The organism is Agrobacterium sp. 10MFCol1.1 (assembly GCF_000381165.1).
Classification (GTDB): Bacteria; Pseudomonadota; Alphaproteobacteria; order Rhizobiales; family Rhizobiaceae; genus Agrobacterium; species Agrobacterium tumefaciens.
Genome location: NZ_KB906078.1, coordinates 231,219 through 253,664 on the forward strand (window position 1 = coordinate 231,219; position 22,446 = coordinate 253,664).

Annotated in this window: 25 protein-coding genes and 1 tRNA gene; 14 read left to right on the top strand and 12 right to left on the bottom strand. The window is 58.6% G+C overall.

Features of this window, described 5'->3' with window-relative positions; translation table 11 throughout:
• Positions 1 to 13: 13 nt before the first annotated feature.
• From F617_RS0118200 to lipB, 3 genes are all read right to left on the bottom strand, one after another.
• Entirely contained in the window at positions 14 to 949 is a 936-nt protein-coding gene (locus F617_RS0118200; RefSeq protein ID WP_019566237.1) for a DMT family transporter, read from the bottom strand.
• A gap of 75 nt (positions 950 to 1,024) precedes the next feature.
• On the bottom strand, positions 1,025 to 2,092 hold the full coding sequence (locus F617_RS0118205) for an NAD(P)-dependent alcohol dehydrogenase (protein WP_019566238.1): 1,068 nt from the start codon (positions 2,090 to 2,092) through the stop codon (positions 1,025 to 1,027).
• A 69-nt stretch (positions 2,093 to 2,161) separates the two neighbouring features.
• Entirely contained in the window at positions 2,162 to 2,893 is a 732-nt protein-coding gene (gene lipB / locus F617_RS0118210; RefSeq protein ID WP_026330932.1) for a lipoyl(octanoyl) transferase LipB, read from the bottom strand.
• 189 nt (positions 2,894 to 3,082) lie between these two features.
• Between lipB and F617_RS0118215 the strand changes: the two genes are divergently transcribed.
• Positions 3,083 to 3,167 (top strand) — tRNA-Leu (locus F617_RS0118215).
• Between the two features lie 216 nt (positions 3,168 to 3,383).
• Here F617_RS0118215 and F617_RS28035 read toward each other — a convergent pair.
• Positions 3,384 to 3,572: a hypothetical protein gene (locus tag F617_RS28035; RefSeq protein ID WP_080580964.1), complete on the bottom strand. Its 189-nt coding sequence runs from the start codon at positions 3,570 to 3,572 to the stop codon at positions 3,384 to 3,386.
• Positions 3,573 to 3,768: 196 nt separating this feature from the next.
• Here F617_RS28035 and F617_RS0118225 point away from each other — a divergent pair, with 196 nt between their 5' ends.
• A complete protein-coding gene (locus F617_RS0118225; protein WP_003515332.1) occupies positions 3,769 to 4,194 on the top strand; it encodes a PAS domain-containing protein in 426 nt (141 codons plus the stop codon).
• 77 nt (positions 4,195 to 4,271) lie between these two features.
• Here the strand turns inward: F617_RS0118225 and F617_RS27180 are convergent, their stop codons facing one another.
• Positions 4,272 to 4,439, bottom strand: a complete 168-nt coding sequence (locus F617_RS27180) for a Thivi_2564 family membrane protein (RefSeq protein WP_003502827.1) — start codon at positions 4,437 to 4,439, stop codon at positions 4,272 to 4,274.
• Between the two features lie 121 nt (positions 4,440 to 4,560).
• On the opposite strand from F617_RS27180, the gene F617_RS0118235 reads away from it, so the two are divergent.
• Positions 4,561 to 4,989: an OsmC family protein gene (locus tag F617_RS0118235; RefSeq protein WP_003515329.1), complete on the top strand. Its 429-nt coding sequence runs from the start codon at positions 4,561 to 4,563 to the stop codon at positions 4,987 to 4,989.
• 3 nt (positions 4,990 to 4,992) lie between these two features.
• Here F617_RS0118235 and F617_RS0118240 read toward each other — a convergent pair whose 3' ends face one another.
• The 3 genes from F617_RS0118240 to F617_RS0118250 are packed head-to-tail and all read right to left on the bottom strand — an operon-like array spanning position 4,993 to position 8,124.
• Positions 4,993 to 5,487 (bottom strand): peptide deformylase, encoded by a 495-nt coding sequence (locus F617_RS0118240; RefSeq protein WP_019566240.1) that lies wholly within the window; start codon positions 5,485 to 5,487, stop codon positions 4,993 to 4,995.
• A gap of 17 nt (positions 5,488 to 5,504) precedes the next feature.
• Positions 5,505 to 5,807 carry a hypothetical protein gene (locus tag F617_RS0118245; RefSeq protein ID WP_019566241.1) on the bottom strand — a complete coding sequence of 101 codons (303 nt, stop codon included), beginning with the start codon at positions 5,805 to 5,807 and terminating at the stop codon, positions 5,505 to 5,507.
• A gap of 13 nt (positions 5,808 to 5,820) precedes the next feature.
• Entirely contained in the window at positions 5,821 to 8,124 is a 2,304-nt protein-coding gene (locus tag F617_RS0118250) for an FdhF/YdeP family oxidoreductase (RefSeq protein ID WP_019566242.1), read from the bottom strand.
• Between the two features lie 369 nt (positions 8,125 to 8,493).
• Here F617_RS0118250 and mgtE point away from each other — a divergent pair, with 369 nt between their 5' ends.
• Both mgtE and F617_RS0118260 read left to right on the top strand, forming a co-directional pair.
• Positions 8,494 to 9,921, top strand: a complete 1,428-nt coding sequence (gene mgtE / locus F617_RS0118255; protein ID WP_013636179.1) for a magnesium transporter — start codon at positions 8,494 to 8,496, stop codon at positions 9,919 to 9,921.
• Positions 9,922 to 10,005: 84 nt separating this feature from the next.
• Positions 10,006 to 10,392 (top strand): MerR family DNA-binding transcriptional regulator, encoded by a 387-nt coding sequence (locus F617_RS0118260; RefSeq protein WP_003515319.1) that lies wholly within the window; start codon positions 10,006 to 10,008, stop codon positions 10,390 to 10,392.
• A gap of 158 nt (positions 10,393 to 10,550) precedes the next feature.
• Here the strand turns inward: F617_RS0118260 and F617_RS0118265 are convergent, their stop codons facing one another.
• A complete protein-coding gene (locus F617_RS0118265) occupies positions 10,551 to 11,516 on the bottom strand; it encodes a heparan-alpha-glucosaminide N-acetyltransferase (RefSeq protein ID WP_019566243.1) in 966 nt (321 codons plus the stop codon).
• Between the two features lie 69 nt (positions 11,517 to 11,585).
• On the bottom strand, positions 11,586 to 12,278 hold the full coding sequence (locus tag F617_RS0118270) for a DUF599 domain-containing protein (protein WP_013636176.1): 693 nt from the start codon (positions 12,276 to 12,278) through the stop codon (positions 11,586 to 11,588).
• A 505-nt stretch (positions 12,279 to 12,783) separates the two neighbouring features.
• Between F617_RS0118270 and cobU the strand changes: the two genes are divergently transcribed.
• The 5 genes from cobU (at position 12,784) to ccoP (ending at position 16,945) form a co-directional block, all read left to right on the top strand.
• Complete coding sequence (cobU, locus tag F617_RS0118275) at positions 12,784 to 13,305, top strand: bifunctional adenosylcobinamide kinase/adenosylcobinamide-phosphate guanylyltransferase (RefSeq protein ID WP_019566244.1); 522 nt, start codon at positions 12,784 to 12,786, stop codon at positions 13,303 to 13,305.
• Positions 13,306 to 13,548: 243 nt separating this feature from the next.
• Positions 13,549 to 15,171 carry a cytochrome-c oxidase, cbb3-type subunit I gene (ccoN, locus tag F617_RS0118285; protein ID WP_019566246.1) on the top strand — a complete coding sequence of 541 codons (1,623 nt, stop codon included), beginning with the start codon at positions 13,549 to 13,551 and terminating at the stop codon, positions 15,169 to 15,171.
• Positions 15,172 to 15,181: 10 nt separating this feature from the next.
• The gene (gene ccoO, locus F617_RS0118290; RefSeq protein WP_019566247.1) at positions 15,182 to 15,913 is read left to right on the top strand and encodes a cytochrome-c oxidase, cbb3-type subunit II; all 732 of its coding nucleotides are present in this window, start codon (positions 15,182 to 15,184) and stop codon (positions 15,911 to 15,913) included.
• A 12-nt stretch (positions 15,914 to 15,925) separates the two neighbouring features.
• Entirely contained in the window at positions 15,926 to 16,078 is a 153-nt protein-coding gene (locus tag F617_RS0118295; RefSeq protein ID WP_003502810.1) for a CcoQ/FixQ family Cbb3-type cytochrome c oxidase assembly chaperone, read from the top strand.
• 3 nt (positions 16,079 to 16,081) lie between these two features.
• The gene (gene ccoP, locus F617_RS0118300) at positions 16,082 to 16,945 is read left to right on the top strand and encodes a cytochrome-c oxidase, cbb3-type subunit III (protein ID WP_003515305.1); all 864 of its coding nucleotides are present in this window, start codon (positions 16,082 to 16,084) and stop codon (positions 16,943 to 16,945) included.
• A 48-nt stretch (positions 16,946 to 16,993) separates the two neighbouring features.
• On the opposite strand, the gene F617_RS0118305 is transcribed toward ccoP, so the two are convergent.
• Entirely contained in the window at positions 16,994 to 17,350 is a 357-nt protein-coding gene (locus tag F617_RS0118305) for a VOC family protein (protein ID WP_026330933.1), read from the bottom strand.
• 11 nt (positions 17,351 to 17,361) lie between these two features.
• Positions 17,362 to 17,766, bottom strand: coding sequence for a polyketide cyclase (locus F617_RS0118310; protein ID WP_019566249.1), 405 nt, complete (start codon positions 17,764 to 17,766; stop codon positions 17,362 to 17,364).
• Between the two features lie 121 nt (positions 17,767 to 17,887).
• On the opposite strand from F617_RS0118310, the gene ccoG reads away from it, so the two are divergent.
• The 4 genes from ccoG to ccoS are packed head-to-tail and all read left to right on the top strand — an operon-like array spanning position 17,888 to position 22,411.
• A complete protein-coding gene (gene ccoG / locus F617_RS0118320) occupies positions 17,888 to 19,471 on the top strand; it encodes a cytochrome c oxidase accessory protein CcoG (RefSeq protein ID WP_019566251.1) in 1,584 nt (527 codons plus the stop codon).
• Positions 19,468 to 19,968: a FixH family protein gene (locus F617_RS0118325; RefSeq protein ID WP_019566252.1), complete on the top strand. Its 501-nt coding sequence runs from the start codon at positions 19,468 to 19,470 to the stop codon at positions 19,966 to 19,968. The genes ccoG and F617_RS0118325 overlap by 4 nt, the downstream gene beginning before the upstream one ends.
• Positions 19,965 to 22,256, top strand: coding sequence for a cation-translocating P-type ATPase (locus F617_RS0118330; protein WP_026330934.1), 2,292 nt, complete (start codon positions 19,965 to 19,967; stop codon positions 22,254 to 22,256). The genes F617_RS0118325 and F617_RS0118330 overlap by 4 nt, the downstream gene beginning before the upstream one ends.
• Positions 22,253 to 22,411, top strand: coding sequence for a cbb3-type cytochrome oxidase assembly protein CcoS (ccoS, locus tag F617_RS0118335; protein WP_003515291.1), 159 nt, complete (start codon positions 22,253 to 22,255; stop codon positions 22,409 to 22,411). The genes F617_RS0118330 and ccoS overlap by 4 nt, the downstream gene beginning before the upstream one ends.
• Positions 22,412 to 22,446: the final 35 nt, after the last annotated feature.

Here is a 22,446-nt window from a genome sequence, read left to right on the forward strand (position 1 = left end):
AGCGTTCTGGGTGTCATTGTCCGTCGAGCGGCGGGTTCGCTTCCGTCTGCACACGCTCGCGCCAGATGATGAAAAGGCCGGATGCGACGATGATGAGGATGCCGAGCCATTTCGATGGCGTCGGAAAATCCGAAAACAGCGCATAACCGAGAACCGTCGCCGAGATGATCTCGAAATACTGGAATGGTGCCAGAAGCGACAGCGGCGCCAGCCTGAAGGCCCTGACGATCAGGAGATGCATATAGCCGGATATCGACCCTAACACGATGAGCAGGGTGAGGGTGAAGCCGGATTGCGGAAGCAAGATCGCGAAATCCTTGTCACCGTAGGCGTCGCCGACCAGAAGGGCTGCCGCCATGAACACCGTGCCGGCAATGCCGGACATGGTCTGCATGACAAGCGGACTGTCGGCATCGCCGATAGCGCGGTTAAGGAACAGGTAGAGCGTGTAGAGAAATGCGCAGGCGACCGGCAGGAGCGATGTCCAGCCGAAAATCTCAAAACTCGGCTGAATGACGATCAGAGCGCCGCCGAAACCCACCGCAATCGCTGTCCAGCGTTTCCAGCCGACCCTGTCGCCGAGGAAGAGGGCCGACATCATCGTCAGCATGAATGGCTCGACGAAATAGATGGCAAAGACATCGGCGAGTGGCATGTATTTGACGGCGGCGAAGAATATCAGGCTGGCACTGGCATGCAGCACGCCGCGCAGGCAGTTCATCCACGGTCGTCTGGCGCTGAACAGCGCTTTGGGTGAGACCAGCAGCAGCAGGGGCAGGGTGCACACAAGCTGGAAAAAGAAGCGGTAGAAGGTGACCTGCGCCGGTGACATTCCGCCGCTCACCGCCATGTATTTGGCGATGGCATCCATGACGGGCAGCACGAACATGCAGCCCGCCATGATCATCATGCCCTTGGCGACATCGTTCAAACCGGTCTGGCTGGTCATGGGTAGGGCTGCGCTTTCAACCAAAAGGTCTGACGAGGAAACGGGAGCGTCAGAGGGCGCTCCCCCTCGACGAGGTCAGGCGGCCTTCTGGCGTGGCAGGCTCTTCATATCAATGACGAAGCGATAACGCACATCGCTTTTTATCATGCGTTCATAAGCCTCATTGATCTGATCGATATTGATCATCTCGATTTCGGCGGCGATGCCTTTTTCGGCGCAGAAATCCAGCATTTCCTGGGTTTCGGGAATGCCGCCAATCATCGAGCCGGCGAAGGTCTTGCGGCCGGGGATGAGGCTGAATGCGTGCACCGATAGCGGCTTCTCAGGCGCTCCGACCTGCACCAGTGCGCCATCCCGCTTCAGCAACGCAAGATAGGCGTTGATGTCGTGGTCGGCGGCAACCGCGTCGATGATAAGATCGAGGCTGGAAGCCGCTTTCTTCATCTGGTCGGCATCGCGTGAAACGATCACCTCATGGGCACCGAGCTTTTTCGCGTCTTCTGCCTTGCTGGGGGAGGTGGTGATCATCACGACCGTAGCGCCCATGGCATTGGCGATCTTGACTGCCATATGGCCGAGGCCACCGAGACCGACGACGCCGATGCGCTTGCCGGGACCTGCATTCCAGTGCCGCAGCGGCGAATAGGTGGTTATGCCGGCGCAGAGCAGGGGTGCTGCGGCTGCTGGATCGAGCCCGTCGGGGATCCGCAGCACATAGCGATCATCGACGACCACATGGGCAGAATAACCACCAAGCGTATGTGCGCCGCCGCCCATGGCCTTGTCAGGCGAGTTATAGGTGCCGGTCATGCCGTTTTCGCAATATTGCTCCAGCCCTTCGGCGCAGCTTGCGCATTCACGGCAGCTGTCGACGATACAGCCGACGCCGACGCGGTCACCCACCTTGAATTTCGTGACCTGCGCGCCCACCCGACCGACGCGGCCGATGATTTCGTGGCCGGGGACGCAGGGGTAGAGAGAACCCGGCCATTCGCTGCGGGCCGTATGGATATCGGAGTGGCAGACGCCACAGAACTCGATTTCGATTTCGACATCGCGCGGGCCGGGATCGCGACGCTTGATGGTCGCGAGCTTCATCGGTGAAGAACCGTCATCGCAGGCATAGGCTGACGTTGTGAACATGGTCGTTCCTCCTCTTGTGGTGATCGATATTGCATGCACTGGCAGGCGATAAAAAAGTTGCGGCGGGTTTCAGCCGCCGGAGCCGGCTTCGGGCACTGCCGGGCCAAAGACCTCCTCAAAGGCTTCTCGCAGCAGAACATCGACATCGCCGATCATAACCGGCAATCCAAGATCGACAAGGCTGGTCACGCCATAGGCGCTGATGCCGCAGGGAACGATGCCGGAAAAATGCGCGAGGTCGGGATCTACATTGATCGACAGCCCGTGAAAGCTCACCCATTTGCGCAACCGGATGCCGAGCGCGGCGATCTTGTCCTCTGCCATGCTACCATCGGGAAGCAGGGGTTTTTCCGGACGCCTGACCCAGACACCAACCCGGTCTTCGCGCCGTTCGCCACGGACATTCATCTTGTCGAGCGTGCGGATGATGACATTCTCCAGCGCGGCGACATAGGCGCGGACATCCTGGCGCCGGCGTTTCAGGTCGAGCATGACGTAAACGACGCGCTGTCCCGGCCCGTGATAGGTATATTCGCCACCGCGACCGGTGGCGAAGACCGGAAAACGCTCCGGCTCGATGAGGTCGGCAACATCGGCACTGGTGCCTGCCGTGTAGAGTGGCGGGTGCTCCAGAAGCCACACGACTTCGTCGGCCTCGCCATTGGCTATGGCGGCAACTTCGCGTTCCATCTCTTCTATAGCCAGTTCGTAAGGCACGAGACCTTCCGAGATTCGCCAGCGAACAGGCGGCGAGCCGGGAACGGGCAGCATATTTGTCTCGATATCCGTGCGTGTGAGCATGAAAAAGTCCTTTCCACAGCCTTCTCGCAAAATGATGAGAAGGCTGCAACCCCAGCATTTCCGGGCTTCCTGCATATAGGGTGGGCCGTGCCGATTTTTAATTTCAAAAAACTGTCACGACGCTCTTGTGCACCCAAAATCCTTTTGCTACATGCACCCCCGTCGGCGCAAGTCGACGCCTACCACGATGCGGTCGTGGCGGAATTGGTAGACGCGCAGCGTTGAGGTCGCTGTGGGGCAACCCGTGGAAGTTCGAGTCTTCTCGACCGCACCAAAGAAACCCGCTTCGGCGGGTTTTTTCTTTTTCTGCCAATTGTTTGGCGCTGCATTCTCCCAAAAAATTTGAAATATTTGACGTCGATGAAATCCGTCAATTGCTTTAGATGAGCTGAAGCGCGTCCGGTTTAAACAAACCATTGGACGCGCTCGTGATCTCTGGTTCCACGTATTTTGGCACGTGAAACCGTTATGCAATTTTGCTGGAGCTGCGTCAGCGCCGAATGATATTCGAAGCCGTGCCGTTGTCCTGATGATTACCGTCACCGACCCGGTAAGGATCGCCATCCATGACTTGATCCATCCGCCATCCGCTTCCGCGATAAGGACTTTCCCATGTCTGGCACCCGGCGAGAAAAACAGTTACCGACAGCAATCCAAAAGTAAGAGCGGTTCGCAGCATATGAGCCTCCTTCGAAATTTCATTACTTGCTCATGTAGGTGCAAGCGGTTGGCTTTGCGACGGTTTCCCTGAAATTATCGTGCTTTCAAAACCGGCCCACTGATCATTCGTCAATAAATTTCGGTGGATATCGATACACGTTGTAGTAGCCGGTTAAATACCCCCTCAAAACAAGGGGTGGAATATTAGAGGTCTGATGTTAGCGTTTGTCAGAAAAAAAGGTCTGGAGGTTTTCGTGCAGGGGGACAAGGCGGATTCAGACAATGCGCTCGGCTATTATATGTGGAGCATTTCCGACAATAGGTTGATCATGGACACCGTCACCGCGGAGTGTCATGGCTTTTCCGAAGCGGTGGCATCGCGAGGTGTGTCGATTGAGGATATTCTCGAAAGAATAGATGTGGAAATGCGCGATCAGGTGGCGCGGGCAATTTTCGAAAGCATCACTACCGGCGTGTTTTTCGACCAGCGCTACAAGGTGCATCTGCCTGATGGTTCTATCCGCTGGATCGTGGCGAAGGGCAGGGCGATTTTCGATGCTGAAAATACGCCGTTTCTTGGTCTCGGCAGCGTTCGCGATATCACTCTCAAAAAAACCTACCAGTTCGAGCCGCGCCAATAGCTATCGAGTGTCATGAAAAATGGCGCAAAAAAGAGGCGGCTTTCGCCGCCTTTTTCTGTTCGCACGCTACCGGGATATCAGAAGACGGCGAGATATTTCAGCAGCGAAATAATGCCGATGATGATGACGATGACTTGCGCGATCTGTTTCGCGCCGCCGCCGACGGGCAGTCGTGCGATGAGCCACAAGACGAGCACGATCACCAGGAAGGTGATCAGAATGCTGACGAGCGTAGATGTAACCATAGGTCCCAGCTCCCTGTATAATAAAGGTTCAACGGTCGTTCACCGTTGTGTGAGTAAAAAGCGCCAGACAGGTTTTGGTTCCATGCGATTGGTTGCACGCGATTAAATTAGGAATATTTGAATGATAGATGGTGGAAAGGTGAAGTTGAGGCCGGTTGGCGCCACCGCCAAGGTCGGGCGGCTTGGTCGCCCACTGATTTCGACAGTGACCGGCGGCGCCCTGGAAATTGTTACGGGTGTCTCTGAACCGGGCTTCAATCCGATCGACCTCCTTTATTCGTCGCTTGCGGCATGCCTGGCGCTCAGCGCCCGGATTGCGGCGAGCCGCATGGGGTTGCTGGACGGCTTCGAGAGCGTGCTCGTTGACGTTTCCGGTGAGAAATCCGCGCAGGAGCCCTATCGCATCATCCGTTTCGATATCAGGATGGAGATTGCCGGGAGTTTCGATGAGGCGACGCGCGCCGCAATTGCCCATGCGGCCGAAGATATCTGCACCGTCAGCAACACTTTGAAGGGCGACGCGGACTTTGCTCTTTCGATCGCTAGCTGATCGTCATGGCTTTCGGGATTTTTCCCATTTTTTCACAAGCCGGTCGCGTTTCAGCTTCGACAGGCGCTTCAGCCAGAACACACCATCCAGCTGGTCGATCTCGTGCTGGATGCAGATGGCGTGAAATCCCTTGGCGCTTTCTCGATGTTCCACGCCCGTTACGTCCTGAAACCTCACCTCGACCTCAGATGGACGTTCCACCTCTTCGGTGAAGCCCGGCATTGAGACGCTGCCTTCCACATGCCGCATGGTCTGCGCGGAGTGACTGACGATTTCGGGATTGATGTATGTCAACACGGTTCCCGGTGTCAGCTCAAGCACGAAGACGCGCTGTTTTACACCGATGTGAACCGCGGTGATGCCGACGCCGGGGGCGGCGCGCATGGTGTCGATCAGGTCCGTGACCAGATTTTGCAGGTGGTCGTCAAAAACAGTGACCGGCGCGCAAATCTCTGAAAGACCGGCATGGGGGTAGGGCAGGATCGGCCTGATTGCCAAGGAATGCTCCGTTCGTTTCAGGTTTGAGGGGATAGCACGGCGAGCGCCTGTCCTTCCGCTGTGACCTCCAGCCAACTGCGCTGGGTGCGGGCGTCGCGTTTCGCCACCCGCACAAAGCGCGGTGACAGGGTGGAGATTTCGCGCAGGACGAGGGCATGCGCAAGTCCCAGCCGATTGGCGATGCTGCGGCTGTCGGTAGCGATATCCATATTGATGGCCAGAAGAATTGCCGCGCCCGTGGCCGAAAGCGCCTGCGACGATCCTTGCACGACCTGCTCCACCGCTGCCATGAAAGCCGCTGCAGATTGTTCCTCACCCATCAAGCCATCCTGTTCAAGAGGCGGAACCGGCAAGCAGGCGGAAGGAGACGAGTACCGATTTCGACGTTGGCGTGAAGCTGCCTTCGCCATAGCTTGACAGCGGCACCAGCACGTTCAGTTCGGGATAATATCCGCCGACACTGCCGCGCGGAATATTGTAGGGGACCAACCGGAAATTTTGGGCGATCCGCTCCACGCCATCGCCATATTCGCCGATGACATCGACGCGCTGGCGGGAGTGGGCGCCCAGCGCCTCCATATCCGCAGGATTCATGAAGATGACCTGGCGTTCGCCATAAACGCCGCGATAACGGTCGTCCATGCCGTAAATCGTGGTGTTGTATTGGTCGTGGCTGCGGAATGTCTGCAGAACGAAAAGATTGTCGCCCGTGAGCGCCTGCTGATGCTCGGTCTGTTCGGGAAGCGGGCCGCTATAAAAGACGGCCTTTTTTGCCGGCGTGTTCCATTCCCGTTCGGAGGCCGTATTGCGCAGGCGAAAACCGCGCGGCACGCGGACGCGTTCGTTGAAATTGTCGAAACCGGGGATGACCCGCTCGATCATGTCTCGGATGAGATCGTAATCCTCGGCAAGCGCTTTCCAGTCGACCTGCGCATTGCCAAGGGTCGCTTGCGCAATGCCGGCAACGATGGCGACTTCGGAGCGTAGTTCTTCCGAGACTGGCGGATTGATGCCGCCGGAACCATGCACCATGCTCATGGAATCCTCGACCGTGACGATCTGCGGCTTGCCGGCAGAATTACGGTCGATTTCCGTTCGGCCAAGGCAGGGCAGCACGAAGGAGATTTCGCCCGGCACCAGATGCGAATGGTTGAGCTTGGTGGCGATATTGACCGTCAGTTTCTGATTTTCAAAAGCCTTGACGATCAGCGGACTGTCGGGCGTTGCCCGCATGAAGTTGCCGCCGAGCGCGATGAAGGTTTGCGCCTTGCCATCCAGCATGGCGGCTACTGCTTCGACGGTGTTGTGGCCGGGTTTGCGCGGCATGGCGACGCCGAGTTCTTTTTCCAGTGCATCTAGCAGCGCCGGCGGCGCTTTTTCATCGATACCGACCGTGCGGTCACCCTGAACGTTGGAATGGCCGCGTACCGGGCAAAGACCGGCACCGGGGCGGCCGATATTGCCGCGCAGCAACATGAAGTTGGTGATTTCGCGAACCATGATGACGGAGTGGCGATGCTGGGTGACGCCCATGGCCCAGGTGGCGATGACGGAGCCGGCATTCATGTAGATGCGGGCGGCTTCTTCGATTTCTGCGCGGGTGAGGCCGGACTGGTCGAGAATGCTTTCCCAACTGGTCGCCTCGACGGCATCACGATAAGCCTCGAACTCGACCGCATGTTCGCCGATGAAGTCGTAATCGATGATGGCAGATTCTCCGGCAGTCCTTGCGGCGTCGTCGGCTGCAAAGATCGCCTTGCTCATGCCGCGCACCACCGCCATGTCGCCGCCTTGCCGGGGCTGGTAATAATTCGTGGCGATCTTGGTGTTGCCGCCGGTGATCATCTCGATCTTGTCCTGCGGATCGGCGAAGCGCTCCAGCCCCTTTTCCTTGATTGGATTGAGGACGACGATTTTCGCGCCGCGAAGCGCTGCCCGGCGCAGGTCGCCCAGCATGCGCGGGTGGTTCGTGCCGGGATTTTGGCCAATTACGAAGATCGCGTCTGCCTGCTCGAAGTCTTCCAGGAGCACCGTGCCCTTGCCGACGCCGATCGAGGCTTTCAGGCCGACACCGCTTGCCTCGTGGCACATGTTGGAGCAGTCGGGAAAATTGTTCGTGCCGTAAAGCCGAACCATCAATTGATAGATGAAGGCTGCCTCGTTGGAGGCGCGGCCGGATGTGTAGAATTCCGCCCGGTCCGGACTGTCGAGGCTATTGAGAACGCCGCCGATTTCGGCAAAGGCGTCGTCCCAGGAGACCGGCAGATATTTGTCGCTCGCCCGGTCGTAACGCATCGGGTGGGTGAGGCGGCCCTGCTTTTCCAGATCGTAGTCAGACCAGCGGCGCAGTTCGGAGACGGTGCGGGTGGCGAAAAAATCCGGCGGCACCCGGGCTTCCGTCGCTTCCCAAGCGACCGCCTTGACGCCGTTTTCGCAGAATTCGAAGGAAGAGCCATGCTCCGGATCGCCCCATGCGCAGCCCGGGCAATCGAATCCATCCGGCTGGTTTGCCTTCAGCAGCGTGCGTGCGCCGGAAATCGGCGCGCCGGATTCCATCAGCCGTTTGCCAACGCTTTTAAGCGCGCCCCAGCCACCTGCGGCGGCGGAAGCCTTGCCGATGAAATCTGTCTTGCTCATTGTCGTGATTTTCCTGAAATTTTCCTGGCCGCCCAGGGATACTTACCGTTTGGCAACGGCCAATCATATATAAAAAAGCTCTTTCAGAATCGTCTATGGACGACATATGTCAATCTCTATCTTATCGGTTCCGACGGAACGGCAAGGGCTTTCCGGACGTTGTGCGGATTGAGGTGCAGTGTCTGCGGCTGCATGATCATGGAGTGCTGCGCTCTTCGATCATGGTCTTGCGAAAGGGCGCTCCATGCCATTTTCGTCGCAGTTCCGAAGCCCGTTGTTTTTCACCTATCCGGTTGTTGACAATATACTTTTTAACGCCATTCTGCCTGCAAATTCGTGCACTGCGGCATTTAAAGAAGGGGACGCCAGATGACAGACCGTGACGACGATCTTCTCGCGCCCGAAGAGTTGAAACCGACAGAGGCACCCTCCGATATCTACGCCGAGGACGGCTCTGTCCGATCCGACTTTCTGGCGATGGTGGGGGCGGCGATTGCCGACCGCGATCTGCTTTTCCTGCGCAAGAATGTGGCGCGGCTGCATGAGTCTGAACTCGGCGACGTGCTGGAGTCGATCATGCCGGAGCAGCGCCACGCGCTCGTGCGGTTGCTGGGTTCCGATTTTGACATGACGGCGCTGACCGAGGTGGATGAAGGCATCCGTCTCGATATCGTCGACCAGATGTCGAATGAGCAGATCGCTGCCGGTATCGGCGAACTGGATTCGGACGACGCCGTCTACATTCTCGAGGATCTCGACGACGAGGACCGCGAGGACATCCTCTCGCAACTCCCGTTCACCGAACGGGTGCGGCTGATGCGGGCGCTGGATTATCCGGAAAGCTCTGCCGGCCGTCGCATGCAGACGGAATTCGTTGCCGTGCCGCCGTTCTGGACCGTGGGACAGACCATTGATTATCTGCGTGAGGAGGAGGAGTTACCGGATTCCTTCACGCAGATCTTCGTCATCGACCCCACGTTCAAGCTTGTCGGCGCTCTCGATCTCGACAAGGTGCTGCGCGCCAAGCGTCAGGTGAAGATCGAAACGATCATGCACGAGACCAACCACTCCATTCCGGCCGAAATGGACCAGGAAGAAGCGGCGCAGCTTTTCGAACAATACGACCTTCTATCCGCCGCCGTGGTGGACAATAACGGCCGTCTGGTTGGCGTGCTCACCATCGATGACGTAGTCGACGTCATTCAGGAAGAAGCCGAAGAGGATTTGCTGCGCCTTGGCGGTGTGGGCGACGAAGAACTGTCTGACAGCATCACCAGCACCTCGCGCTCGCGTGTGCCGTGGCTTGCGGTCAACCTCCTTACCGCCTTTCTGTCTGCCTCCGTCATCAGCCTTTTCGATGCGACGATCCAGCAGATCATTGCGCTGGCGATTTTGATGCCGACGGTTGCCGGCATGGGCGGCAATGCCGGATCGCAGACCATGACCGTGTCCGTGCGGGCGCTGGCTACCAAAAGCCTAGATATTCACAACGCTGCCCGCATTATCAGGCGTGAAGCGGGCGTTGGCATCCTGAACGGGTTGTTGTTCGGCTGTGCCATCGGCATCGTTGCAGGCGTGTGGTTCCAGGATGTCCATATCGGCGGCATCATTGCTGCCGCCATGTGTCTCAACATGCTGGCGGCGGCGCTGGCAGGTATTCTCATTCCGCTGGTTCTCGACAGGTTCGGGGCAGACCCCGCCGTTTCCTCTGCTGTCTTCGTGACGGCGGTAACGGACATTGTCGGCTTTTTTTCGTTTCTGGGCATCGCTACCTGGTGGTACGGTATTTCGGGATAGGCCCGAACAGGCGAAAGCGGCAGGAAAATTGACTTTTACGTGAAGGTCAAATAATAATTGTCCGGTTATGAATCGGATAGGCCCTTGGACAAGTATTATAGCATAACCGAACTGACGCGCGAATTCGGTGTTTCCACCCGCACCTTGCGATTCTACGAGGATGAGGGCCTCATTCACCCTGAGCGACGCGGGCGTACGAGGCTTTTCAGGTCTGCGGATCGGCGTCTCATTCAGGAAATCCTGCGCGGCCGCCGTATCGGTTTCACGATCGCAGAAATTCGTGAGATCATTCACGTCTACAAGGAGCCGCCGGGCGAATCAGGCCAGCTTGTGCTTCTGATGAAGAAGGTCGATGAGAAGCGCGCCGATCTCAGGCAAAAGCGCAAGGACATCGAAGAGACGCTGGCTGAACTCGACAATGTCGAAGAGGCCTGCCTCACGCGCCTTGCCGAAATCGGCGTAGGGACCTGATGCAGGTTTCCCGCCGTTGCGCTTGACGTGATGGCCCTGGATTTCCCGCGGAGAGGAAAACCTCTCACTTCGTCATGCTTTTGATTTTACGCGACGTGGATAGATCCTCGAGTCAAGCCCGAGGATGACGCAGAGCGTGGATTGACGTGTGTCGTCCTTTATTGCGCCTCAACCGTGCACTGTTGCGCCACGTCGCTGACCTTCGTCTGCTGCTCGGCGCTGAGCTTGCCTTCCATCATGATGTCAAACAGGCTTTCTGCCTGCAGCTTTTCAAGCGTGCAGCCGCAGAAACGTTGGCACAATTCCTGGCCGTTAGCCTGCTGGACGCAGCTTTTTTCACAGCTCGATTTGTAAAGCTCCACCTGGTCGACAGGAGGAGGCGGTGCCACAAGTGATACCGCGTAGACGAGGCCAATCAGCGCCGGCTGATGAATGAGGTAAAAGGCAAGGCTGTGACGGCCCGCTGTTGCTATCAGATTGCGGGGAGAGCTTGGGTTGCGAAAACGGTCCAGCCAGCTGCGCGGTGTGACGAATTGCGAAACCGCAAGTCCGGCAAGAAAGGGCGCAAGCCACGGCAAGAGCGGCACATAATCGTTCGAGCGCGGCGGCATGGTGGAGAAACCGACCCATGCCAGCCATTTGCTGTTGAAAAAATCCGACTGGACGTATTGCGGCAGCGCAAAGGCAAGAGCCGCGAAAAGCAGCGTCACCAGCGGGGGTGCCCGCAGGAACAGCAGCCCGACAATGCTTGCAGCGGCTATGTTGTGCAGGATTCCGAAAAAGATGAAGCTATCCGGAAAGGCGACATAGGTAGCGATGGTGATGAGCAGCGCCGAGCCCGCCACCATTGCAAAACGCTTGCCGAAGGACGGCCAGTTTATGGCTTTGCCATGGGCGAGAAACAGGCTGAAACCGGCGAGGAACAGGAACGAGCTTGCAATGGCGCGCGCATAAAGCTTCCACAGGCCGGTGGTTGCCGTACCCGGCTCCAGATAGCCGAAATACTCCAGATTCCACGTGAAGTGATAAGACGCCATGGCGATGAGCGCCAGCCCGCGCAGTGTATCGAGACCGCCCATGCGGCCTTTGCGGCGGGTGTCGATTGCAGCTGTTTCTGTTTCCATAATTCCCGCTGTTTCAGCTGTCTGAAGCCGTTGTCTACTCAAGGGCTTGGCCCGTGAAGTAAGGCTATTTCAAGGCCCGGGCCTGTCCATGATGGCGCGGCGTGCCTCGGAGAAGAACTGGCGGCGCAACAGCGCCACTATGATGATGACCGTGCTTGCGATGAAGACATAGGGGCTGATGAACCAGCCGAGATAACCGATCGACAGGAAGATCGTCCGCAGCCCATCATTGAAGTTCTTAGCAGCGATGATGTTCATCTTTATGACGTTTTCAGCGGCACGCTCGGCAGCGTCGCGATCCGCGTTGACATCATGGACCATGGGTATGGCACCGAACAGGATCGTGCAATAATTGAACAGGCGGTAGGACCAGCCGAACTTGAAAAACGAGTAGCCGAAAAGGCAGGTTAGCCCCATGACCTTCAGTTCAAAGGCCGTGCGCCCGGCATACTGCACGAAGGGCAGGTCGCGAAACACGGTTTCGACCCGATCTGTCGCCCCCAGAAGAGCAAAGCAGCCGCCGATGGCAAAGATCGAGGTAGACGCGAAAAAAGCGGTACCATTCTGCAAACCCGCCATGATCTGCGTGTCGATCATCTTCAAGTCGCGCTTGAGAGAATTGTAAATCCAGTCGCGTCGACGCTCCGCCATCGCCTGATTGAGGCTGGTTCGCGAAAACAGCGTCGTTCCCGTCGTGAGGTGGGTATAGGTGGCCCATAACACGATAAAAACGACGATCGAGATATAGTCCATGACGGTCATCACGGGCAGGTCACCTTGCTGTTTGCGAATCTTCGCGGCCATATTGATTTGAAGGCCATGGCAAGGCAATGGCAGTGGCCTCCATGGGCAAACATTCTCCCGCCGCGTTGCAGCTTCGTCATTTCGTTTTCTGCTAACGTTCCGGTAACCAAGTGGCTTTATCAATCCCGTCGCGGACGGAAAGGTCTGCCGGTTCCGGGTCAAGGTTTTGCGTACCGGTTCCGCTTGATTTTTCGTAGACACCGCGCGCCGATTGACAGAATGACCGTTCGCACCTAGCTTTTTGTCAGGACCGGTGTTTCCGGCATCCGGAGTTGCCAAGGCTGTCAATGTCCCGCATCGTGCGGACAGGTTTTGTCGTCTCCGACCCGGTATCATCGGCAGTCCGGCGTGAGTAACCGGGGGACGCCTTTTTCTACGAATCGTTCCCTTCATGTACGGCTGTCTCTGGCTTGCGACACCGCAATGATGCCGGTCCGTCTTTTTCTTTTCTTCCAGGTTCTTTATGACAGATAAAAACCGCTCCGTTTTCATTCTAGGCGGCGCGCGCTCCGGCAAGTCCCGTTTTGCCGAGGACCTTGCGGGCAAAGCCGACGGGCGCCTGCATTATCTGGCCACCGGCCGGGCATGGGATGACGAGATGCGCGATCGCATCGACCATCATCGGGCCCGGCGCGGCGAGGAGTGGACGACACACGAGGCGCCCGTTGATATCGCTGCCGTGCTCGCACGGCTGGATGCGCCGGACAATGTCATCCTGATCGACTGCCTGACATTGTGGCTCACCAATCTGATGATGGAGAACGCCGATATCGAGACGGCGTTCGCCACGCTGGCAGCGGCAATCGCGTCCACCAAGGCGAAACTGATTCTCGTCTCTAACGAGGTCGGCCTTGGCATTGTGCCGGAAAACCGCATGGCGCGCGAATTCCGCGATCACGCCGGAAGGTTACACCAGCGCGTCGCGGCCATCGTCGATGAAGTCTATTTCGTCGCAGCCGGGCTGCCGCTGAAAATGAAGGGCTGACGCAAGCCCTATAAAGCCGGTGTCGCGCGTCGGCGTCCGTTCTTTCAGTTTCTACGTACTTCTTATCGCCAAATCCCGGCTCGGTTTTGCCGGTGCTGCGACAGCTTCTCTTTCTTGATCTGGATCAAGGTGGCTTCCCCACGCCGGTGGCAATGCTCCAACCGATGCAAAGGCCCGTTTCCGCTTCGTAAAGCGCGCGCCAAGCCTTTCGTCGGTCTGCTTGCACGTTGGGGGAAACCAACAATGAATTACACGTTAGAAACCGCGATCGTGGCCCTTGGGGCTTTTCTCGCGCTGCTCGGGGCTGCTTTCGCTCACGACAGTCTTTTCGCCGCCCATATGTGGATGCTGTTCTTTACGCTTCTGGTCAGCACGGTGCTTCTGCTGCGCCGTGTTTCTTTCGCGCCTGTCGATCAGGCCGCGCGCGCCCGGCTGAAATCCGAATATTTCGATGAGGTCGTGAAATACGGCGTCGTCGCTACCGTGTTCTGGGGCGTGGTCGGGTTTCTGGTCGGGGTCGTGGTGGCGCTTCAGCTTGCCTTTCCCGATCTCAACATCGCGCCCTATTTCAATTTCGGCCGGATGCGGCCGCTGCACACCTCCGCGGTGATCTTCGCTTTCGGGGGAAATGCGCTGATTGCCACGTCATTTTACGTGGTGCAGAGAACCTGTCGCTCGCGCCTGTTCGGCGGCAATCTGGGCTGGTTCGTATTTTGGGGCTACAACCTCTTCATCGTCATGGCTGCCACTGGCTATCTGCTTGGTATCACGCAGGGCCGCGAATATGCCGAGCCGGAATGGTATGTCGATATCTGGCTGACGATCGTCTGGGTCGCCTATCTCCTTGCATTTCTCGGCACGATCCTCACGCGCAAGGAGCCGCATATCTATGTGGCAAACTGGTTCTATCTGAGCTTCATCGTGACGATCGCCATGCTGCATATCGTCAACAACCTCGCCATTCCGGTGTCGTTCCTCGGCGTCAAGAGCTACTCCGCTTTCTCGGGCGTGCAGGATGCGCTGACGCAATGGTGGTACGGCCATAACGCCGTCGGCTTTTTCCTCACCGCCGGCTTCCTCGGCATGATGTATTATTTCATTCCCAAGCAGGTGAACCGCCCGGTCTATTCCTACCGCCTGTCGATCATCCACTTCTGGGCTTTGATCTTCATGTATATCTGGGCCGGTCCGCACCATCTGCACTATACGGCGTTGCCGGACTGGGCGCAGACGCTCGGCATGGTGTTCTCGATCATGCTGTGGATGCCGTCCTGGGGCGGCATGATCAACGGCCTGATGACGCTTTCGGGCGCATGGGACAAGATCCGCACCGATCCCATCGTGCGTATGATGGTAATGGCGGTGGCCTTCTACGGCATGGCGACCTTCGAGGGTCCGATGATGTCGATCAAGGCCGTCAACTCGCTCAGCCACTATACCGACTGGACCATCGGCCATGTGCATTCCGGCGCTCTCGGCTGGAACGGCATGATCACCTTCGGTGCCATATATTATCTGACGCCGAAACTGTGGGGCAGGGATCGTCTCTACAGCCTGCAACTGGTCAACTGGCACTTCTGGCTCGCCACGATCGGCATCGTCATCTACGCCGCCGTGATGTGGGTGGCCGGCATCCAGCAGGCCTTGATGTGGCGCGAATACGATACGCAGGGTTTCCTCGTCTATTCCTTCGCGGAATCGGTCGCAGCGCTGTTCCCCTATTACGTGATGCGTGCGCTGGGTGGCCTGATGTTCCTCAGTGGCGCGCTGATCATGGCCTACAACGTCACGATGACCATCCTCGGTCATCAACGCGAGGAGGGCGTCCGCAATGACGCCGCACCTTCGCTGCAGCCCGCTGAATAAGGAGAGGCCGATGTCCATACTCGACAAACACGGCGTCATCGAACGCAACGCCACTCTGCTTCTGGTCGGTTCGCTGCTCGTCGTCTCAATCGGCGGTATCGTGGAAATCGCGCCGCTTTTCTATCTCGAAAACACCATCGAGAAGGTGGAGGGCATGCGGCCCTACTCGCCGCTCGAACTGGCCGGGCGCAACATCTACATCCGAGAGGGATGTTATGTCTGCCACAGCCAGATGATCCGGCCGTTCCGCGACGAGGTGGAGCGTTACGGGCATTACAGCCTGGCGGCGGAATCCATGTACGACCACCCGTTCCAGTGGGGTTCCAAGCGCACGGGGCCGGACCTCGCACGCGTGGGCGACCGCTATTCGAATGAATGGCACGTGCAGCATCTGGCCGATCCGCGCTCCGTCGTGCCGGAGTCGATCATGCCGTCCTACGCGTTACTCAAAACCACGCCGTTGAAGATTACGGATATCTCGATGGAGCTGAAGGCTAACCGCGCCGTTGGCGTGCCCTATAGCGACGAGATGATCGAGAAATCAGCGGCTGATCTTCACGCGCAGGCCGATCCGAACGCCGATACGACCGAGCTTCTGGCGCGTTACCCGAAAGCGAAAGTCGGCGATTTCGATGGCGATCCAGCCAAGCTTACCGAAATGGATGCGCTGGTTGCCTATCTGCAGATGCTCGGCACGCTGGTCGATTTCTCGACCTATGACGATGCCGCCGGATATCGGTGAGGAGGCGACACGATGGAAACCTACACGGCCATGCGCCACTTCGCCGATAGCTGGGGCCTGCTTGCCATGACCCTGTTCTTCGCCGGCGTCGTCGTTTTCACCCTTCGTCCCGGATCGAAAAAAGCTGCGGACGACGCCGCCAGCATTCCGCTTAAGGAGGACTAGGATATGTCCGAAAAACACATTGATGACATCAGCGGCGTCGAAACCACCGGCCATGAATGGGACGGTATTCGCGAGCTTAACAATCCGATGCCGCGCTGGTGGGTCTGGACCTTCTACTTCACGATCCTCTGGGCCATCGGCTACACCATCGCCTATCCGGCATGGCCGCTGATCAATGGCGCAACGCAAGGGTTGCTCGGCTGGAGCAGCCGTTCCGAGATCGCCGCCGATATGGCGGACGCCAAACAGGCGCAGAGCGTCTATTCCGACAGAATCGCCAGTTCCTCGCTCGCCGAGATTGAGGCCGATCCGACGCTAAGGCAATTTGCCCTTTCCGGCGGTGCTGCCGCCTTCAAGGTCAATTGCATCCAGTGTCACGGTTCGGGTGCGGAAGGCGGGCAGGGATACCCCAACCTCAACGACGATGACTGGATGTGGGGAGGCAGCGTCGAGGATATCTATACGACGGTAAAGCACGGCATTCGTTTTGCCGACGATCCCGATACGCGCCTGTCGGAAATGCCGGCCTTCGGCGATATCCTCAAGTCCGAGGAAATCCGCGAGGTCGCCGCCTATGTGGTCAGCCTGACAGGAACGCCTTCCAACCCGGCGCTCGTAGAACCCGGTAAACAGATTTTCGCCGACAATTGCGCCTCGTGCCACGGTGAGAACGCCAAGGGCAACCGCGAGTTCGGCGCGCCCAACCTGGCCGACGCGATCTGGCTGAAGGCCAGTGGCGAGCAGGGGATCGTTGCGCAGATACGGTCGCCAAAACACGGGGTCATGCCCGCCTGGGGTGAACGGCTTGGTGATACCACGGTCAAGCAGCTTGCGATCTTCGTGCACTCGCTGGGCGGTGGCGAGTGAACGTAACAGTCAACAAATGGAAAGGGCCGCTCGATGCGGCCCTTTTTCTTATCGATCAGACCAGACGGCCAGTTCGTATCCATCCGGATCGGTGAAATGAAAACGGCGTCCGCCGGGAAAGGTGAATATGGCGACGCTGATCTGCCCACCGGCTGCCTCGACACGCCGGTGCGCATTCTCGATATCGGCGGCGTAAAGAATGACAAGCGGTCCACCCTTGGCTGACACAGGTGCCGTGGTGGTGAAACCGCCGGTCAGCCGGCCATCGGAAAACTCGCAATATTGCGGGCCGTAATCCCTAAAGGACCAGCCGAAAGCGCCGCCGTAAAATTCCTTGCTGCGCTCGATATCGGCGACGTTGAATTCGACATAGTCGATGCGCCGGTCATTCGTATTCGTGGTCATCGTTTTATCCTTCAATCCGTTTCGAGCAGCGACTTCAGTTTCTCCAGATCGACCCGGACCATCTCCGCATCCCGTTCGAAATCCTCGTCCGTCATGTCCGGCAGGCGAAGCAGGGTAAAGCTGACTTCGGCACCGCTGCCATTCGGTGTTACCCGCAGCGCGTTATACACCTTCATGCCATCCGGCAATGTCACGACGTGGTCTATCACGCCGAATTCGTTTAAGGGCGCGAAATTGACGCGGACCTCACCCAACGGGCCGCCATCGGCGATCCAGTCCTCGCCGTCTGGTTTAAGGCCGCCTGCTAGACCGGCGGCCCAGTGCGGCATGTTTTGCGGGTCGGAGGCGAAATCAAAGACATGGCTCCATGGTTTTTCCACCGACAGATGAATTATTTTTGACTGCATGACTGGCATCTCATCCTCCCTGTTTTAATGCAGGCCGCAGGCTGCGCCACTTTGTCCGCGCTTGATGTAAGTCAAGGATGTTTCGCGGGTGAGATGGGAGAAAGCAAGGAGATAAAAACGGACTGCAATCATGAACATCTATCCCGTCGGACAGGACCGCCCGCAACAGCCCGTCGAAAGGCTGGAAGCGGAGGCTGTCAATTCCGCAAAAACGCGTAAACCCCTTTATGAAGCGCGCAAGAAAATTTTCCCGAAGCGCGCGGAGGGCCGGTTCCGGCGGTTCAAGTGGCTGGTTATGCTGGTCACGCTCGGCATTTATTATCTGACGCCGTTTCTGCGCTGGGATCGCGGTCCCTATGCGCCCGACCAGGCGGTGCTGATCGATATTGCCAACCGGCGCTTTTATTTCTTCTTCATCGAAATCTGGCCGCAGGAGTTCTTTTTCGTCGCGGGATTGCTGGTCATGGCGGGTCTGGGGTTGTTTCTCATAACCTCCGCCGTGGGACGCGCGTGGTGTGGTTATACCTGTCCGCAGACCGTCTGGGTGGACCTGTTTCTGGTCGTCGAGCGGGCGATCGAGGGCGACAGGAATGCCCGCATGAAGCTCGATGCAGTACCTTTCACGTTCGGCAAGCTGCGCAAGCGGGTGATGAAACACGCAATCTGGCTGGTGATCGGCGTTCTGACCGGCGGCGCATGGATCTTCTATTTTGCCGATGCACCGACGCTGGCGAGGGAGTTCTTGACGGGGCAGGCACCGATGATCGCCTATACGACCGTCGCGATACTCACCGCCACGACCTATGTTTTCGGCGGGCTGATGCGGGAGCAGGTCTGTACCTATATGTGTCCCTGGCCGCGCATTCAGGCGGCGATGCTGGATGAGAACTCGCTGGTCGTGACCTATAATGACTGGCGCGGTGAACCTCGCACGAGGCACGCCAAAAAGGCTGCGGCCACAGGGGAGAGCGTCGGCGATTGCGTCGATTGCAATGCTTGTGTCGCAGTCTGTCCCATGGGCATCGACATCAGGGACGGGCAGCAGCTGGAATGTATCACCTGCGCGCTCTGTATCGATGCCTGCGATGGGGTGATGGACAAGATTGGTAAGCCACGCGGGCTGATCGCCTATGCGACGCTGTCCGAATACCAGTCCAACATGGCGCTTGCGACCGGCAACGGCCAGCACGCAATCCGGCCTGCGAATGTGCGCAACGAGGACGGCGGGTTCAAAAACAGCATTCGCCATTTCGACTGGCGCATCGTCTTTCGCCCGCGCACGCTTCTTTACACAGCAATATGGGCTGCAGTCGGCATCGGCTTGCTGTTGGCTCTGGTGACGCGCGAGCGGCTGGCTCTTAACGTGCTGCACGACCGCAACCCGCAATATGTGCTGGAATCGAACGGGTCCATCCGCAACGGTTATACCGTTCGCATCCTCAACATGGTGCCGCAACCGCGCCTAATGAGCCTGACGATAGAGGGCATTCCAAGTGCGGTGATGAAGTTAAACGGCGTGCCGGATGCAGCCTCTCGCAGCTTCGAGGTGATGGTGGAACCGGACGAGGCGACAACGCTGAAGGTGTTCGTCACCCTGCCGGGCAGTCACGTCGCGCGGGCTGCTGAAAATTTCGAATTCATCGTCAGCGATACGGGCGGCCATGAGACGGCCCGTTACGACGCCGTCTTCAACGCTCCGGGAGTGAAAAAATGACAACGACCAATCGCCAGACGTCCGGTTTCATTTTCACCGGCTGGCATATGCTGGGTGTTATGGTGATGTTTTTCGGCATCGTCATCACCGTCAACATGGTGATGGCCTGGAACGCTGTCACCAGCTGGAGCGGGCTGGTGGTGCCCAATACCTATGTTGCCAGCCAGCAGTTCAACGCCAAGGCCGAGGCCGCCAAGGCAAGGGCCGCGACCGGTATCAAGGGCAGGCTGGTGGTGAATGAAAAGACCGTGCGCTACGAGGTGTTTCATCCAGATACCGGCCCTGTGGATACGGATACCGTAACGGCGCGTTTTCGCCGGCCGGTCGGCGAGCACCAGAATTTCGACATGGAGCTGATCCCGGTGTCTACCGGGGTCTTCACCGGCCCGCATGACATGCTGCCCGGCCAATGGATCGTCGAGGTCACTGCCGTAAAAGACGGCAGGATCATCGTGCATGAAGGCACGCGGATCGCGGTGATCAGGGGGCGTCAATGAGCTGCTGTGCACCGGGGACGGAAGGGTCGCTTCAACTCGGCGAACCGGTCAACCCACCATCATCAGAGGAGCTGATGCTGGCAAGCCGCGATCTGGGGCAGGGGCTGCGCCAGACAGATCTCAGCGTGCCCGGCGTTTATTGCGGCGCCTGCATCACCACCATCGAAACGGCGCTGCGCCGTCTCCGCCAGGTGGAGCAGGCGCGCGTGAACCTGTCCTCCAAACGGGTGGCGATTGTCTGGAAAGAGGATGTCGATGGCATCAGGACAGATCCCGCCGAACTTGCCCGCGCAATCCTTGCAACCGGATACCGGACGCATCTTTTCGCGAGCGGACAGGATGCTTCGGACGTGTTGCGCTCGCAACTGATCAGGGCGGTGGCGCTCTGCGGCTTTGCTTCCGCCAATATCATGCTGCTGTCCGTGTCCGTCTGGTCCGGGGCCGATGCAGCGACGCGTGACATGTTCCACTGGATTTCGGCGATGATCGCCGCGCCGGCGCTGATCTATGGCGGCCGGTTCTTCTATCAGTCGGCCTGGAATGCGCTGAAGCACGGGCGCACCAATATGGATGTGCCGATCGCGCTCGCCATCACGCTATCCTACGCAATCTCGCTGTGGGAGACGATTCATCATGGCGAACATGCGTGGTTTGACGCGACCGTGTCGCTGCTGTTCTTCCTGCTGATCGGCCGCACGCTTGACCATATCATGCGTGACAGGGCGCGCTCGGCCATTGCGGGCCTGGCCCGGCTTTCACCACGCGGCGCAACCGTTGTCGGTGAGGACGGAACGCGGGAATATCGCCCGCTTGGCGATGTGCTACCCGGCATGACGATTGCGATTGCTGCCGGTGACCGCGTGGCGGTGGATGCGATGGTCATTAGCGGAAGCAGCGATCTCGACGTGTCCATTGTCAACGGCGAAAGCGCGCCGCGTCGGGTGGAGGCGGGTGATCTGCTTCAGGCAGGCACGCTCAATCTCACCGGTTCGCTCGCCGCGCGGGTGACCGCATCGGCAAAGGATTCGTTTCTGTCGGAAGTGATCGGGCTGATGGAGGCGGCGGAAGGGGGGCGGGCGCGCTATCGGCGGATTGCCGACCGTGCCGCGAGCTATTATTCGCCCGTCGTACATCTTCTTGCTCTCATGACCTTTCTCGGTTGGGGCGTTTTGGGCGGTGACTGGAAGCAGGCGATGCTGATCGCGATTGCGGTTCTCATCATCACCTGCCCATGTGCGCTTGGCCTTGCTGTTCCGGTGGTGCAGGTTGTGGCGGCAGGCCGGCTCTTTCGGCATGGCATCATGGTCAAGGAAGGCTCGGCGATGGAGCGACTGGCCGAAATCGACACCGTTCTGTTCGACAAGACAGGTACCTTGACGGTCGGGAAGCCGCGACTGGTGGAAACCGGCGATGTGAACCCCGCCACGATGGCGATTGCGGCTGGCCTTGCCGCCCATTCACGCCATCCGCTGTCCAAAGCCCTGCATGCAGCCTATGGCGGAATTTTACCGGTCTACGAAGCGGTGCGTGAAATTCCCGGTTCCGGTGTTGAGGCTCTCACGCCGGCGGGAACCTACCGGCTTGGCAACCGCCGTTTTGCCTGCCCGGATGAATCGCAAATGGAAAACGGCGACGCGCGATCGGAAGTGGTGCTTTCGCTTGACGGCGGGTATCTGGCGAGTTTCGGTTTCGAGGACAATCCGCGTCCTGGCGCCGTACAGGCACTGCGCAGCCTTTCTGTACAAGGACTGGTGCTGGAAATCGTGTCCGGGGACCGGGTGCCGGCCGTGAAGGCCATGGCGCAGCGTCTGGGCATTGCGAAATGGAACGCGGACCTGTCGCCGAAAGACAAGGCGGGGCGCTGTGGGGCACTGGCAGGCGAGGGACGCAAGGTTCTGATGGTGGGCGACGGTATCAATGATGCGCCGGCGCTGGCTGCAGCACATGTTTCCATGGCACCGGCAACCGCCGCCGATATCGGCCGGCAAGCCGCCGACTTCGTGTTCATGCACGAGAATCTGGATGCCGTTCCTGTCGCCATCGAGACATCGCGGCGGGCCGGACGGCTTATCCGGCAGAACTTCGCGCTTGCCATCGGCTACAATGTCATTGCCGTGCCGATTGCGATTGCCGGTTATGCGACGCCGATGATCGCGGCCATCGCCATGTCGACATCGTCGCTCATCGTTGTTGCAAATGCGCTGCGTCTTGCCGGAACGGCTGAAGCCGTTTCTGCGCAACAGAGCGTGCCGACCGGATTTGCGGGCGAGGGGGCGCAACCGGCATGAATATGTTGATCTATCTCATCCCCGTCGCCCTGTTTCTCGGAGCGCTCGGGCTATTCGCCTTCCTCTGGTCGGTGCGATCAGGGCAATATGAGGATATGGACGGCGCTGCCTGGCGGGCGCTGGACGATGGCGACGACCGCCCACGACCTTCATAGTGGGGGCGCATTGGTTACGACCTTCCCCCGACCTG

What these genes read in the sequence shown, in the direction of transcription:
- F617_RS0118200 (WP_019566237.1), bottom strand. Translation starts at nt 949, where the DNA reads ATGACCAGCCAGACCGGTTTGAACGATGTCGCCAAGGGCATGATGATC.
- F617_RS0118205 (WP_019566238.1), bottom strand. Translation starts at nt 2,092, where the DNA reads ATGTTCACAACGTCAGCCTATGCCTGCGATGACGGTTCTTCACCGATG.
- lipB (WP_026330932.1), bottom strand. Translation starts at nt 2,893, where the DNA reads ATGCTCACACGCACGGATATCGAGACAAATATGCTGCCCGTTCCCGGC.
- F617_RS28035 (WP_080580964.1), bottom strand. Translation starts at nt 3,572, where the DNA reads ATGCTGCGAACCGCTCTTACTTTTGGATTGCTGTCGGTAACTGTTTTT.
- F617_RS0118225 (WP_003515332.1), top strand. Translation starts at nt 3,769, where the DNA reads ATGTTAGCGTTTGTCAGAAAAAAAGGTCTGGAGGTTTTCGTGCAGGGG.
- F617_RS27180 (WP_003502827.1), bottom strand. Translation starts at nt 4,439, where the DNA reads ATGGTTACATCTACGCTCGTCAGCATTCTGATCACCTTCCTGGTGATC.
- F617_RS0118235 (WP_003515329.1), top strand. Translation starts at nt 4,561, where the DNA reads ATGATAGATGGTGGAAAGGTGAAGTTGAGGCCGGTTGGCGCCACCGCC.
- F617_RS0118245 (WP_019566241.1), bottom strand. Translation starts at nt 5,807, where the DNA reads ATGGGTGAGGAACAATCTGCAGCGGCTTTCATGGCAGCGGTGGAGCAG.
- F617_RS0118250 (WP_019566242.1), bottom strand. Translation starts at nt 8,124, where the DNA reads ATGAGCAAGACAGATTTCATCGGCAAGGCTTCCGCCGCCGCAGGTGGC.
- mgtE (WP_013636179.1), top strand. Translation starts at nt 8,494, where the DNA reads ATGACAGACCGTGACGACGATCTTCTCGCGCCCGAAGAGTTGAAACCG.
- F617_RS0118265 (WP_019566243.1), bottom strand. Translation starts at nt 11,516, where the DNA reads ATGGAAACAGAAACAGCTGCAATCGACACCCGCCGCAAAGGCCGCATG.
- F617_RS0118270 (WP_013636176.1), bottom strand. Translation starts at nt 12,278, where the DNA reads ATGACCGTCATGGACTATATCTCGATCGTCGTTTTTATCGTGTTATGG.
- cobU (WP_019566244.1), top strand. Translation starts at nt 12,784, where the DNA reads ATGACAGATAAAAACCGCTCCGTTTTCATTCTAGGCGGCGCGCGCTCC.
- ccoN (WP_019566246.1), top strand. Translation starts at nt 13,549, where the DNA reads ATGAATTACACGTTAGAAACCGCGATCGTGGCCCTTGGGGCTTTTCTC.
- ccoO (WP_019566247.1), top strand. Translation starts at nt 15,182, where the DNA reads ATGTCCATACTCGACAAACACGGCGTCATCGAACGCAACGCCACTCTG.
- F617_RS0118295 (WP_003502810.1), top strand. Translation starts at nt 15,926, where the DNA reads ATGGAAACCTACACGGCCATGCGCCACTTCGCCGATAGCTGGGGCCTG.
- ccoP (WP_003515305.1), top strand. Translation starts at nt 16,082, where the DNA reads ATGTCCGAAAAACACATTGATGACATCAGCGGCGTCGAAACCACCGGC.
- F617_RS0118305 (WP_026330933.1), bottom strand. Translation starts at nt 17,350, where the DNA reads ATGACCACGAATACGAATGACCGGCGCATCGACTATGTCGAATTCAAC.
- F617_RS0118310 (WP_019566249.1), bottom strand. Translation starts at nt 17,766, where the DNA reads ATGCCAGTCATGCAGTCAAAAATAATTCATCTGTCGGTGGAAAAACCA.
- ccoG (WP_019566251.1), top strand. Translation starts at nt 17,888, where the DNA reads ATGAACATCTATCCCGTCGGACAGGACCGCCCGCAACAGCCCGTCGAA.
- F617_RS0118325 (WP_019566252.1), top strand. Translation starts at nt 19,468, where the DNA reads ATGACAACGACCAATCGCCAGACGTCCGGTTTCATTTTCACCGGCTGG.
- F617_RS0118330 (WP_026330934.1), top strand. Translation starts at nt 19,965, where the DNA reads ATGAGCTGCTGTGCACCGGGGACGGAAGGGTCGCTTCAACTCGGCGAA.
- ccoS (WP_003515291.1), top strand. Translation starts at nt 22,253, where the DNA reads ATGAATATGTTGATCTATCTCATCCCCGTCGCCCTGTTTCTCGGAGCG.